At 46.6% G+C, this 12,892-nt stretch carries 13 protein-coding genes; 1 reads left to right on the forward strand and 12 read right to left on the reverse strand.

The features are described 5' to 3' along the window. Positions 1 to 141: 141 nt before the first annotated feature. Together MHI43_RS17770 and MHI43_RS17775 are read right to left on the reverse strand one after the other, a co-directional pair. Positions 142 to 537: a VOC family protein gene (locus tag MHI43_RS17770; RefSeq protein ID WP_036660737.1), complete on the reverse strand. Its 396-nt coding sequence runs from the start codon at positions 535 to 537 to the stop codon at positions 142 to 144. Between the two features lie 114 nt (positions 538 to 651). Then, a complete protein-coding gene (locus MHI43_RS17775; protein ID WP_036660739.1) occupies positions 652 to 2,016 on the reverse strand; it encodes a PLP-dependent aminotransferase family protein in 1,365 nt (454 codons plus the stop codon). Positions 2,017 to 2,195: 179 nt separating this feature from the next. Between MHI43_RS17775 and blaOXA the strand changes: the two genes are divergently transcribed. Further along, positions 2,196 to 3,005 carry a class D beta-lactamase gene (gene blaOXA / locus MHI43_RS17780; protein WP_036660740.1) on the forward strand — a complete coding sequence of 270 codons (810 nt, stop codon included), beginning with the start codon at positions 2,196 to 2,198 and terminating at the stop codon, positions 3,003 to 3,005. A 168-nt stretch (positions 3,006 to 3,173) separates the two neighbouring features. Here blaOXA and MHI43_RS17785 read toward each other — a convergent pair whose 3' ends face one another. The 10 genes from MHI43_RS17785 to MHI43_RS17830 form a co-directional block, all read right to left on the reverse strand. Beyond that, positions 3,174 to 4,052: an alpha/beta hydrolase gene (locus MHI43_RS17785; protein ID WP_036660741.1), complete on the reverse strand. Its 879-nt coding sequence runs from the start codon at positions 4,050 to 4,052 to the stop codon at positions 3,174 to 3,176. A gap of 17 nt (positions 4,053 to 4,069) precedes the next feature. Continuing rightward, entirely contained in the window at positions 4,070 to 4,768 is a 699-nt protein-coding gene (locus tag MHI43_RS17790) for an ABC transporter permease (protein ID WP_036660743.1), read from the reverse strand. After that, positions 4,725 to 5,687 (reverse strand): ABC transporter ATP-binding protein, encoded by a 963-nt coding sequence (locus MHI43_RS17795; RefSeq protein WP_051425305.1) that lies wholly within the window; start codon positions 5,685 to 5,687, stop codon positions 4,725 to 4,727. The genes MHI43_RS17790 and MHI43_RS17795 overlap by 44 nt, the downstream gene beginning before the upstream one ends. 171 nt (positions 5,688 to 5,858) lie before the next feature. Beyond that, positions 5,859 to 6,797 carry a sensor histidine kinase gene (locus tag MHI43_RS17800; protein WP_036660744.1) on the reverse strand — a complete coding sequence of 313 codons (939 nt, stop codon included), beginning with the start codon at positions 6,795 to 6,797 and terminating at the stop codon, positions 5,859 to 5,861. Positions 6,798 to 6,800: 3 nt separating this feature from the next. Further along, positions 6,801 to 7,499, reverse strand: a complete 699-nt coding sequence (locus MHI43_RS17805) for a response regulator transcription factor (RefSeq protein WP_036660745.1) — start codon at positions 7,497 to 7,499, stop codon at positions 6,801 to 6,803. Between the two features lie 231 nt (positions 7,500 to 7,730). Then, complete coding sequence (locus MHI43_RS17810; protein WP_036660746.1) at positions 7,731 to 8,837, reverse strand: MBL fold metallo-hydrolase; 1,107 nt, start codon at positions 8,835 to 8,837, stop codon at positions 7,731 to 7,733. A gap of 79 nt (positions 8,838 to 8,916) precedes the next feature. Beyond that, positions 8,917 to 9,465: a TetR/AcrR family transcriptional regulator gene (locus tag MHI43_RS17815; RefSeq protein WP_235201659.1), complete on the reverse strand. Its 549-nt coding sequence runs from the start codon at positions 9,463 to 9,465 to the stop codon at positions 8,917 to 8,919. Between the two features lie 103 nt (positions 9,466 to 9,568). Next, the gene (locus MHI43_RS17820; RefSeq protein WP_200868607.1) at positions 9,569 to 9,964 is read right to left on the reverse strand and encodes a MerR family transcriptional regulator; all 396 of its coding nucleotides are present in this window, start codon (positions 9,962 to 9,964) and stop codon (positions 9,569 to 9,571) included. 56 nt (positions 9,965 to 10,020) lie between these two features. Then, on the reverse strand, positions 10,021 to 11,001 hold the full coding sequence (locus tag MHI43_RS17825) for an aldo/keto reductase (protein WP_036660748.1): 981 nt from the start codon (positions 10,999 to 11,001) through the stop codon (positions 10,021 to 10,023). A gap of 578 nt (positions 11,002 to 11,579) precedes the next feature. Next, positions 11,580 to 12,887: an MFS transporter gene (locus MHI43_RS17830; protein ID WP_036660749.1), complete on the reverse strand. Its 1,308-nt coding sequence runs from the start codon at positions 12,885 to 12,887 to the stop codon at positions 11,580 to 11,582. Between the last annotated feature and the right edge of the window lie 5 nt (positions 12,888 to 12,892).

The raw sequence follows: 12,892 nt of genomic DNA on the forward strand, positions 1-12,892 counted from the left end.
ATAGGGATCTTTCCGTGTTCAGTTGTGCACATGCTGGATAAGAAATCAAAAAGCCTGATAACTCAGGCTTTTCTTAACGAATAAATGCAGTATTTTGTGTCAAATGTTGTCCCTAAATTAAACACGCGATCCATAACTTTTTCAAATGATTTGCTGCGCAATCTCCCACACATGCCCTGCCGGATCTGTGAAGGCAGCGGTTCGGACACCCCACGGCCGATCCATTGGACCGTTAAGCAGGGTAACGCCGCGTGTTTTCAATTCGCTGCATACTGCATCTACATCATCCAACCGGATAGTAAACTGGAACCGAGATCCGGATTCACGGCTCGCGACGGTTCCAGGACGGATCAGACCGTGGGCTTCGGAGATATTCAGGAGGTTAATGCTCATATTTCCGAAATTGAACACCGCAGAAACATCGTCTTCATAAACGGCGGAAAAACCGAATACTTCTTGATAGAATACCTTCACATTGTGCAAATCCTCCACAAACAATGTAATTACATCGACATTCAACGACCCTAAAGACCTCATACATACACCCCTTCACACTCAAATTAACTCATATTCATCATAATAGAATTAAGGAATTGATATTTCTTTTTATTTGCTATGCCATTCCTATGAATATCTCATTGTTTCTTCATATCATATAAATTTCACTTGCGGAACTTTGTTAAGTTGCTCTTTTATTACGCGAGCTATGGTATGGACTCCGATTTCGATGTGCTCCTCCTCTACCTGCGATACGCTTAAGCGAATCACCGAATTCTGGGCAAACTCGGGAAGATACATTTTTCGGGCATCGTCTACGTATACGTTTTCCTTCTTCAAATCCTCAATCAACATCCCGGCCTTAAGCAGACCAGGCAACCGGATTGTCGAATAGAATCCCGATTGAGAAACCGAATATGCGGCGCTTGACGGCAGCATCTCTTGATAAGCCTTTTGCAATAAGGCCGCTTTCCGTCTGTAGATGGATCTCATGCGCTGGATATGAGTCTTGAACATGCCGCTCTTCAAGTAAATTTCCAAAGCCCCTTGCATAAGGACCGGGGTATGGAGATCGGTAGCGAATTTGGCGCTAAGGAATGATTCACGCAGGAAGTCCGGAATAACAGCAAGCCCCAATCTTAAGCCGGGCAGCATTAATTTGGAAAAGCTTTTGATATATATGACCCTTCCGGATGGATCGTAAGCAAACATCGGATCCTGGTTCTTGTCAGGATCGAGATCGCCTAGATAATCGTCCTCGATAATGTAAACGTCGTATTTTTGGGCCAGCTCCACGATTTTTCGTCGTTCCTTATTGGAATAGCTGCAGCCTGTCGGGTTATGAAACCTGGTCACGGTGTAGAAACATTTAATGTCATTGCATTTGAACAGATGCTCCAGCCGTTCCATGTCGATTCCTCTCTCCGTTATTTCGATTCCGTAAGTCGTGGCCTGCTGAACCTTGATCGACTCGATCATACTGACATGAGTAGGCTGTTCTACGCAGATATTTTTTTTGCCATTAGGAAAGGAAAGCGAAATCAATAGATGGATCGCTTGCTGTGACCCGGATACCACGCAGATTCGGTCAGGAACCGTAAACACTTGCAGTTCTCGCAGATGCCGGGCCAGCTCCTCTCTTAACGAAGGCAGCCCTTGGATCTCCGAATAGGTAAACATCTCCTCTTTATATACTTCGATAGCTTGATTGATGCAGTGCTGAAAGTCCCGGTAAGGCATGGCATTCTTGTCGGGGCCAGCTGAGAGAAAATCTATGACTCCCGTGTTAGCTGAACCTGAATGTCCGGAAGGCACCCGCTCTACAACATAGTAACCGCTTTTCGAGACGGAATAGATTTTGTGTTTTTTTTCCAATTCTGAGTATGCTTTGATGATGGTATTCACACTGCAGTCGAACTGCTTGGCTAACGCCCGTATGGATGGCAGCCTCTTCCCGGGTTTCAACTCTCCATTATCGATTTGCTGTTCGATGCTCTTCATGACCTCGGCATAGATCATATGGCCTCCTCTTCCTCTCCTCAATCTGTATAGGTACAAACGTTAAATAATCAGATTTACTTGCAGCACCTGTAACCATAGACTAATAGTATCAAAATGCATTTGATATGGGGAATTTGTTCTGTTCGATGGCCATCGAGACCATTCCCGAAATAAGATGTTCTAGGAGTGATGCAGCCATGTTACAGATGAATAAGAAAAACCGCCTATCCGCTTTTATCTTTATATTCCTTGCACTCGTTTGCTTGTTCGCATACTCGTCAAGTGCCGATGCAAAGCCAAGCTCCCATGGACTTGAGCTGGAACAAACCTTCCGGAAGTCCCACGCGACACTGGTCCTCAAGAATTTGAAGACCGATCAAGTATACACATTCAATTCTGAAAGGAGTAAACAGCGGTTTACTCCGGAATCCAGCTTTAAAGTGGCAAATGCCCTCATCGGTTTGGAAGTCAAGGCTGTTGCTGACGAATACGAAGTCAAAAGATGGGACGGTATCGTAAGAGAGTTTCCGGTTTGGAACCGGGATCACTCACTCGCTTCGGCTATGAGGGAATCAGCGATTTGGTATTACCAGGCGATGGCTCGCGATATCGGCCAAGAGCTGATGCAGAAATACGTGAATCGAATCCATTATGGTAACCGCGACATAACCGGAGGCATCGATACATTCTGGCTGAACAGCAGTTTGAAGATCTCTGCCGTAGAACAAGCGGAATTTATCGAAAAGCTCGTTGAAGAGAATTTGCCCTTTCAGAAGAAAACGATGAAAACGGTCAAGCGGATGATGATCGACGATGAACAGAATGAATATACGATTCATGGAAAAACCGGTTCGAGGCTGTCCGATATGGGGCTTGGCTGGTATGTCGGATATGTCGAAACGGAGAAAGAGACCTGGGTGTTCGCAACGAATGCAGCCGGCAGCGGTACATTCGCGAAGCAATTAACGCTGACAACATTGGAGAAGATGAAGATCTTGAATAATTAATAAAGAATTTGCGTCCCATCTGATTGATTACCTTACAACTTTAGAGATACAGAATAAAGATTGGAGATTCATGCCACCGGACATAATATGGTAATAGGGTCCTGACGAATAGATCGTCAGGACCCTGTATTTGTTTTAAGATTTCGAGCAAGATCATTGCTCAGCCTTCTATGGCTGAGCAATGAATGCTTGGACGGCAGCGGCCAATCCATGTAAATCATCGATTAGCGGGGAGTGTCCTGCATCCAAGGCTACATACTGAACTGGCTTTCCATGACTTGCAAAGTCTTCTTTGATTTCTTCCGTCATCTGCTGCGTGGTAATCAAATCCTTAACGCCCCAAATGACGAGGACCGGACATTGAATACGCTCCAACTCTCCTGTTCCATCCGCGAGTCCGTTGGATACGGAACTGATATTGAATCGGTTTGCGGCATCGGCAGCATCCACCATGTTACGCTGCTTCATGCAGGCATCGATGTACTTCCCACGGGTGGCAGCATCAGACTCACGTTCATGTAACAAAAGGTAGTCCATCGCCTGAGCAAAGTAAGCCCGGTCCTGCCTCTGACTTGCTTGAAACGTCATGGCAAGTCCTGGGTCCTTGACTATTTCCTCTTTAGTCTTCAGACGATCGCCATCGGAATTCACGGCTGCATATCCTCTAGTCGAGATAGAGGCAAGCAGAATCAACTTTCGTACGCGATCTGGATAATCTGCCGCAAACTGCATGGCGATGCCTCCACCATTCGACCAGCCCATAACCATAACATGGCGAAGACCAAGCTGTTCTACGAATTGATGCAGGTCCGCGGAAAAGTCTTTCATGTCACCAATGGGATTCTGATAGCTGGACTCGCCGTAACCGCGCAAGTCTACAGCGATGAAGCGTTGGGTCATATCGGCATGCGTCAACAAGGGTTCCCACAGCTCCGAAGAAGCCATATTCCCGTGAATCAACAGCATGCAGGGTTCCGTACCTGTTCTTTCTCTATAAATCAGCGTTTCTCCATTAGGTAACAAAGCAGTTTTCACTTCGAGTTTCATGATGCCACATCCCCTCTTTACAAATCCCCTAGTTTATTCACGAATTTAACCGATAAAATGACGCTTGCCACACCCAATACGGTGAAAATGGCATATAAAAAGTCAGGATGCAGCGTAATCCGCAGCAACCCGAGAAAATTAGGGAACTGCATCAGGAAGACGGCGCAAATGACCGTAGGGATGACCGCCCTTTTCCATATTCCGAACCAAAATAGCGGAATCAATGAGGCAAGCGCGACAACGATGGAGTGTAAGGTCATTCGGATCGCATAATTCGCCAGGTCAGCTGCCGTCGGCGTTCCCGGGATGACATCCATCACTTGGTTGAGCGCATAAGTTGCAACACCGCCAAGTACGAAGGACACCAGCGTACCGAAGAAAACCGCCAACACAATGAACAGCACCTTGGCCATCACGAGCCTTTTTCGGCTGAGCGGATATCCGAATGAAAGAGCCATCGTCTTATTCTTATATTCTTCAATGAATACATGATTGATCAGGGACGCTCCGAACAATATAAACCCCATCTGAATGGGTATCATCAGTTCCAGAGCGGCAGCATAACTTTCTCCAAAACGAATCATCGGCATATCGGCAAAAACGACCTTGAGAAAAAATACCGGCAAGAACATAAGAATGATCCAATACGTAATCGCTTCACCGATCACTTTCTTACGATCCAGCTTCTTCCATTCCAGCTCGATTAATTTCAACATATCGGATTCCCTTTCCCTGAATTTGATGATAGAAATAGTCTTCCAATGTACTGTTATATTTTTGGATCTCCTCGATTTCAATCTCATGCGCAATCAGCAGTTTGGTAATTTGACTGGTCGATACGTCCGTATCATAGACTCGGATTCGCTGATCCTGCACGATTTTGATATTGGATATACGAAGCTCATGCTCAAGTAGAAAGGCGGCTTTCTGCACATTCGAGGTCATAAGTTCAATATAATCGGTACGCTGCTTTCGAATGTCGGACAACGTGACTTCGTCGACCAATTGACCGCGTTGAATGACGCCGATCCTATCGGCTACCTGCTCAATTTCCCCTAAGATATGGCTGGACAAGACAAATGTAATCCCATATTCCTGGTTCAGTGTTCGGATCAAATCCCTCATGTTTTTAATGCCGATCGGATCCAGTCCGTTCGTGGGTTCATCCAGCACGATCAATTCCGGCTTGGTGATGGCGGCCCTGGCGATGCCAAGACGCTGCTTCATGCCGAGCGAGAAATCCTTCACTTTTTTATCTTCGATTCCTTCCAATTGGACCAGGTCCAGGGCTTGACGTATAGCTCTCTTATCATAATAGCCCAAGTATTCGCAATGAATTTGGAGATTCTCAATGGCCGTCATGTGCTCGAAAAATATCGGGTATTCAATGATGCTCCCGACCCGCTTGAGGCCTTCTTTGGAGGTTTCTGAAAAATTCTTGCCAAACAGCATGATCGCGCCGGAGGTCGGAAGAATGAGCCCCGTCAGCATTTTCATGATGGTTGTTTTACCCGCGCCGTTTGGACCCAGCAAGCCATAAATCTCGCCCTTTCTCACATTGAGATTAACACTCGATACAATGGACATCCCTTTTACGGTTTTGCTCAGATCCGAAGTTTGAATGACGTAATTCACGAAGACCACCACCGTGTTTACAATTTGATTTCCTTTGTTATCTTTATCATAGACCTGAAAATGGACTTATTCCTTTCCCGTTCCTTACATGTTTCTTAAGAATCAATCGAAACGTGCGGCTGAAATAAAAAAGAGACGTTGAACAAGAGGACAACATCTCATGGATCAAGATTAGTAGGTTAATTGCTTAAATTTGCATGTGAAAATGGTCTTTTTGTCAGCCTCCGAGCTGCTTAGACTGATCCGTCCGTTCATTTCTTCCGTTAGGCGTTTAGAGATACTGAGTCCCAGCCCGCTTCCTTGAAATTGCGGATTCCGGGCATCGTCCAGGGTATAAAGTCTTTCAAATACGCGATCCTGATGAATCTCTGCGATCCCTTTCCCCCGGTCCCACACGTCTACGGCCACGTATTCTCCTTCTTCCCGAACCGTCAGCCCGAACACGCCTCCGTCGCTTCCATAGCGGATGGAATTCGATATGAGATTGCTCAATATTCGATGCAGCGCATCCTTGTTGCCAAGGAAATAAAAGGGCAGCTCCGGAATGTCGATCTCAACCCGAAGATTTCTGGAAACCAGCAGGTCGTAAAACTCAAGAACGCTGTTCCGGCAAACCTCGCTCAATGATATTTTGCTTAGCGGGATATCATAATCCTCAGACTCGATTTTGACAAGGTCGAAGAATTGATTAAGCAAGGCGATCAGACTGTTTACTTTTTCATTCAACCGTTGAATGACTTGCTCCTCGTCTTGCGCGGTCAACATATTCTTCTGATTCAGTTTTTCCGTGTAGCCGAGAATGACCGTCAGCGGCGTCTTCAAATCATGAGACATGTTTGAGATCATTTTCTTTTGGCTGTCCTTCGTTCTGGCATAATCCGCAAATACCTTCTGTTTGTTATCCAGCAAACGGTTAATCTGTGTGAGCAGCCGCCTGACGGCATCGTCGCCAGTGGGCACCAACACTTTCTCGGCTGTGTCCTGGTCCAGAATATCGGAGATTTTATTCGCTATCTCCAGGATGCTTTGATTTCGTTTCTTCTTGGAAACAAATAGCCATCCGATGATTGCAACCAATAGGGCAATGATGACGGATAAAAGATGGACCATGTGCTAATCCCCCATTTTATATCCGATTCCCCAAATCGTCCGAATGTATTGCGGAGCTGACGGATCCTCTTCCATTTTTTCCCGGAGTCTCCGGATATGTACATTAATCACGTTCTCATTCCCGTAATAATCTTCTTCCCAAATGAGCTGATAGATTTGTTCCTTGGTGAATACCCTGCTGTGATGGGTTAGGAGCAGCTTCAAAATATGGAATTCCTTCGCGGTGAGCGGCACGCTTTTTCCTTTGACTTTTACGGAGAACGAATGCAAGTCCAGGACGAGATCCTTAAACGTAATGACGGGAGGGTCTGCAGGTTTGCTTTCCGTTTCCGCGTATACCGTTGCCCTCCGAATGGCAGCTTGAACCCTGGCTGTTAATTCGATCATGGAGAAAGGCTTGCTGATATAATCATCCGCGCCAAACCCAAGGCCCATGGCCTTGTCGAGGTCGCTGCCTTTCGCAGAAATAATCAGAACAGGAACTTTGCTGGTCTCTCGGATATGTTTGAGCAGCTCCATTCCGTTTACCTTGGGGAGCATCAAATCGAGCAAGATCAGATCGAACTTCTCTTTTTGAAAAAGCGCGAGTGCTTCCTCGCCGTCGCGTGCCGAATCAACGCTATAATGATCCTGTTTCAGCTGGCTTTCAATCAACTGATTGATGTCGTTGTCGTCTTCAACGAGCAGAATGCGTTTTTGCATATCCTATGTCCTCCTGTGCATGCTCTGATCCATTCTACGGTTCCGATCCGAAACAGTAGTTTTTTCGATTTTAACACAATTTGGCATAATCTAGTGATCAATAGGAATTAAGCAATTACAGAAAAATCCCTTTCGCAGCAATCGGGTGCGGCTTCATGGGTGAAACAAAAAAATCCGCGTATTCCGCGGATTTATAATGCATGTATGTTGACGAAACTGCCGCTGTTTTTGTTATTTCCACCAAACGACAGCATGATCAGGCTCCGTAGAATATGCCGATGGAGCTATTACTACCGATTCCCCAATTTGAGGAGTGAGTATGTGCACTTGTTTTTGTTTAGCAGCCGTAGTAACACGTTCGATCGGTTCATTCCAGTCATGCAAGGCCAACGTAAACCCTGCCCAATGGATCGGAATCAACCATTGCCCTTTCACATCCAGATGAGCCTGCACCGTCTCTTCAGGCATCATATGAATATTCGCCCAACGTTTGTCGTATTGACCACATTCCATGAGCGTCACATCAAATGGGCCGTATTTTTCTCCGATCTCATGAAAATGTGGACCATACCCGCTATCCCCGCTGAAATACACTCGACTCTTGTTGCTGATAATGACCCAAGACGACCATAAGGTCGAATCGCGGTCAAACAGGCTTCGCCCTGAAAAGTGTCTCGCTGGCGTGCAGATGAGTTGTAGACCGTCTAACCCGGATGCATCCCACCAATTATGTTCGGTAATGCTCGATTTCGAAATCCCCCAGCGCTCCAAGTGACCACCAAGGCCAAGCGGCACATAAAAATGCTTAGCCTTCTCCTTAAGCTTCTGAATGGAGCTAAAATCCAGATGATCATAATGATCATGTGACAAAACGACGGCATCAATGGGAGGAAGCTTGTCCAGATCAATAGGAATATCCCTGCTATAACGTTGATTCCCAAAAACAGGGATTGGGGATGGAGACGTTCCTAACATAGGGTCGAACAGCAGCGTTTTCCCCTCGATTTCCAGCATGAATGCAGAATGCCCAAACCACGTTACACGTGTTAGCGCTTGTTGTTGTATACTTGCGGGATCTACTCGCTTTATCGGTAATGGAGAAGTCGGCTTCCGATTGGGATTCCGTTTCATGTAATCTCGTAATAGTGACATGAAGTCCGTTGCTCCCATCCTCATGGAGGTATGGATTGGATTCACAAAATGATTACGGTCGAAATTCGGGAGTTTGCGAAATTCGTTTCGTTTTTCCCTAGATACTCTTTGGCCGAATGGCGGATAATATCTCAGAAACAATGCAATGGATAGGATTAAAGCAGCGCATATTAAAAAAATGGTCATAGGGTTCTACCTCGATTTGTCCAATCTAGTTTAAGATAAAAGAATCGGATTACATAAATTGTAATGCTCCTTCTTACGTTTAAGCTTTCACAGCATCCCAGCTCATAACTATAGCTGCTTCCATTTCCCGATCACCAAATCGGGTTCCGTTCTTCAGATGTGATTTCGCCAATTCGGCTACGGGTAAAATCGAATAAACGATCAACATATCCACATCTTCCGCTTTCAATATGTTCTGTTTCTTTCCCGTTTCAAACATCTCGAAAATGGGTTGGAACAGGCTTGCGGTCTCGTCCAAACACCATTTCTGGGGCAATGGAGAATTCATGATTTGCTCTAAAAATAGAAAATAGTCTTTGTGCGTATGTATAAACTCAACATACTTCCGGATGATCGATTCAAAGCGTTCTTTAACCGATCGCGTATCATCGAATCCCTGTAACATGCTCTTACTCATCTTGCCCTTCACCTTTAAGTAAGTTTTAAGCAGCATATCCTCCTTATTCTCATGATAAATATAGATCGTTGCAGCCGATACATTAGCCTTCTTAGCTATTTTGGATATCGACGTTTCCGCAAACCCAATCTCATTCACTAATTGAATCGTCGCGTCAAAAATGGCTTCCACTTTGTTATCGTCTCTATGTCTCATGAAACAATAATAAACGATCATTCGTTTATAATCAAGAAACCGGGCCGGGAACTCCTCCCGAAACCCGGTTTTTGATAAGTTAGTCTGCCTGCTTCCTGAGTACATTTTCTTTTTTCATGATGGTCTGTTCATATCTTGCGATTTTATCGTTCAAGCGTTCCAGTGTGTTCGTCATTTCTTCGATTTTGTCCCCCAGTCGATTGCGCTGTTCAATCAACAATCCCTTTCGCGTTTCAAGCGTGTCGTCGCCTTGTTGAAAAAGCGAAACATACTCGATCAGTACCTCGACCGGAAGCCCCGCGCCTTGACGCATGCATTTAACAAAATCAACCCATTTGATGTCTTCCTCCGAATAATCCCTGATACCATTTTTGTTCCGGTTTACTGGCGGAATCAACCCAATTCGCTCATAATAGCGCAGGGTATCCTGGGAAAGCCCAAACCTTTCGCTGATTTCTTTAATCGTCACCGTCATGTCTTGATTCACCTTCTCTGTTCAATACCTTTTCCTGAATAAGTCAGTTGTTAAAGCTATAAGGCGCCCACAACCCGGTGAGGTATGTACGGCTCTTCCAGGGAGGCCATCTCCTCCGGCGTGAGTTTGACCGTAAGCGCGGCTGCGGCATCCTCCAAGTGTGATATTTTGGTCGCGCCGACAATGGGAGCCGTGATCGGTTCTTTCTGCAGCAGCCAGGCGAGCGCAACTTGAACGCGCGGAATGCCCCGCTCATTCGAAATGCCTGCAAGCCGTTCCACAATGATCCGATCGGCATCCGCCGTGGCATCATACTTGGATTTCTGAACCATGTCCGTTTCGGAACGCTGCGTCGTCTCCGACCAGTCTCGCGTCAATCTTCCCGATGCTAGTGGGCTGTAGGGGATCACGCCGATTTTTTCGGATTGGCACAACGGCAGCATTTCGCGCTCTTCTTCGCGGTAAATGAGGTTGTAATGGTTCTGCATCGAAACGAACCGGGTCCAGCCATTCTTTTCAGCGGTATGCTGGGCCTTGAGAAACTGCCATGCATACATGGCTGAAGCTCCGATGTAGCGAACCTTTCCGGCTTTCACCACATCATGAAGGGCCTCCATCGTTTCTTCGATAGGCGTATCATAATCCCATCGATGAATCTGGTACAGATCGACATAATCGGTACCCAGCCGCTTGAGGCTCTTGTCGATTTCGCTCATGATTGCCTTCCGGGACAGCCCCATCCCATTGGGGCCCTCGTGCATACGGAAATGAACCTTTGTCGCCAGGACGATTTCGTCGCGATTCGCATATTCTTTCAAGGCGCGGCCGACAATTTCCTCGCTTGTACCGTCCGAGTAGACATTCGCCGTATCAAAGAAATTGATGCCAAGCTCCAATGCCTTTTTAATAATAGGACGGCTGCTCTCTTCATTTAACACCCATTGATGCACCCAGCGCTCTGCTACGCCAAATCCCATGCACCCAAGACAGATGCGGGAAACATCGAGACCGGTGTTCCCTAGTTTCACATACTCCATCATAATCCCTCCTTAGACTTAAGTTTATCACTTGGAGTTAACTCCAGGTCAATACGCAATAAACACTCATGATGTTCCGTTTGACTCTAACCTGCAAAAACAAAAACTCCGCGTTCATCACGGAGTTTCCTTTGCATGATTGTGTATTGCTAGCTTACGAATCGCTTTGAACCGTAGATAACGAAACGAGGACAGGACTGGCAAAGTCCGAAGCCTCCTCGCCTTTTGGATTGTGAAGACGGAACAGAAATGCGTCACCCGTTTCAGACTTCCATACGATATAATCGTTAATCCCTTTATCGCTTGAGGCTTGAAGGTATAGCTCGGCGGAGCCCAGCGGATGCTCGACGAGTTCTCCACTGTAATCGGAAACTTCGCTGGACGCCTCCAGTTCTTTCCTTCCTGCCGTCTCAAGCTGCGTCAGGTCATAATTGGCAGGCAGTGCTTCAATGGTGACCTCGTATTCCGGATTGTCGCTTAGAAACAGGTGTCCTTCGGCAGCGTCAAAACTGAACTTTTCAAATACGTATAAGGAAAAGCCATCGCCTCCGACTCTACATGGTAGAGTCGGGTTCGCGTTAGAAAGAGATGGATTTTTCGTTTTTATCCTGACCTTGCCATAGCATAACCGGGATCAGCAGCAGGGCGAGTATGCTCCCGGCAAAGGAAAGTGTGGCATAACTGGAATGAGCAACCACCATACCTGAAAGGGCCCCACCTGATGCCCCCGCGAGGGCAATCAATACGTCAACAGACCCTTGCACTTTCGCGCGGTTTGTTGAGGTTGTTGCATCTACGATCAATGCCGTTCCGCTGATCAAGCCAAAATTCCATCCCAACCCTAGAAGAGATAGGGCGACAATCAATACGGTCATGGAATCAGCCGGTGCCATGGCGGCAATGACCCCTGCAAGCAAAAGCGTAACTCCAGAAGCCATTGCCATTGCCTTACGTCCGATTTTATCGACCAGGATACCGGTTATCAGGGATGGAAGATACATCGATCCGATATGAAAACCAATGACAAGCCCCACTTCGCTTAGTCCATGACCATGATGTCTCATATGTACGGGCGTCATGGTCATAATAGCTACCATTATAATTTGCGTTAAGATCATAACCACAGCGCCGATTGCGATTCCACGCTTTCCTGATCCTGCAGTACCCATTTCTTTTGCAGAACCGGCATGCTCATCCGAATTTCCCTGCATGGCTATAGCATTCGCTACCAGCAAAGGATCGGGACGTAGAAAAATTAGCAAAACGATGCCTGCGAGAATATATGCCGCAGCTGCCAATAAAAAGGGTCCGGCCAAACTCGGTATCCCCACCGACAGGGCGAAATCGCCAGTGACATTCACTAAATTCGGGCCTGCTACTGCACCAAAGGTAGTGAATACCATGGCCGTACTAGCTGCGGTTGCTCGTTGCTTAGAGTTAGCCAGGTCCGTCCCGGCATAACGTGCCTGCAAATTCGTTGCGGTGCCTGCACCATATATCAATAGTGAGATTAAGAGCAGAGTCAGGCTATTCAACATGGCTGCTAATACGACTCCAATCGCTCCTATACCTCCCGTCAGAAAACCGAGTCCCAATCCCAAACTGCGTCCATATCGTTGGGAAAGACGGCCAACCAGCAAGGCCGCACCAGCTGAGCCTAACGTAAACAGTGCCGTTGGTATACCCGTGAAGTTGTCGGTTCCCAGCATATCCTGAGCCAAAAGCGCCCCTACGGTAATGCCTGCCGCAAGACCAGCGCCCCCGAAAATTTGTGAAACAACAACGATGTTTAGTGTCCGCCGGTACAATTTACGTTGTTTTTCGGGTGAATCCACATAGCTTTGGAGCGAAGCCGGCAGCTTCGTCATGTCTTTTTTTGAATACATTCAAA

The sequence above is a fragment of the Paenibacillus sp. FSL H8-0457 genome (assembly GCF_038051935.1).
Classification (GTDB): Bacteria; Bacillota; Bacilli; order Paenibacillales; family Paenibacillaceae; genus Paenibacillus_AQ; species Paenibacillus_AQ lautus_A.

What these genes read in the sequence shown, in the direction of transcription:
- MHI43_RS17770 (WP_036660737.1), bottom strand. Translation starts at nt 537, where the DNA reads ATGAGGTCTTTAGGGTCGTTGAATGTCGATGTAATTACATTGTTTGTG.
- MHI43_RS17775 (WP_036660739.1), bottom strand. Translation starts at nt 2,016, where the DNA reads ATGATCTATGCCGAGGTCATGAAGAGCATCGAACAGCAAATCGATAAT.
- blaOXA (WP_036660740.1), top strand. Translation starts at nt 2,196, where the DNA reads ATGTTACAGATGAATAAGAAAAACCGCCTATCCGCTTTTATCTTTATA.
- MHI43_RS17785 (WP_036660741.1), bottom strand. Translation starts at nt 4,052, where the DNA reads ATGAAACTCGAAGTGAAAACTGCTTTGTTACCTAATGGAGAAACGCTG.
- MHI43_RS17790 (WP_036660743.1), bottom strand. Translation starts at nt 4,768, where the DNA reads ATGTTGAAATTAATCGAGCTGGAATGGAAGAAGCTGGATCGTAAGAAA.
- MHI43_RS17800 (WP_036660744.1), bottom strand. Translation starts at nt 6,797, where the DNA reads ATGGTCCATCTTTTATCCGTCATCATTGCCCTATTGGTTGCAATCATC.
- MHI43_RS17805 (WP_036660745.1), bottom strand. Translation starts at nt 7,499, where the DNA reads ATGCAAAAACGCATTCTGCTCGTTGAAGACGACAACGACATCAATCAG.
- MHI43_RS17810 (WP_036660746.1), bottom strand. Translation starts at nt 8,837, where the DNA reads ATGACCATTTTTTTAATATGCGCTGCTTTAATCCTATCCATTGCATTG.
- MHI43_RS17820 (WP_200868607.1), bottom strand. Translation starts at nt 9,964, where the DNA reads ATGACGGTGACGATTAAAGAAATCAGCGAAAGGTTTGGGCTTTCCCAG.
- MHI43_RS17825 (WP_036660748.1), bottom strand. Translation starts at nt 11,001, where the DNA reads ATGGAGTATGTGAAACTAGGGAACACCGGTCTCGATGTTTCCCGCATC.
- MHI43_RS17830 (WP_036660749.1), bottom strand. Translation starts at nt 12,887, where the DNA reads ATGTATTCAAAAAAAGACATGACGAAGCTGCCGGCTTCGCTCCAAAGC.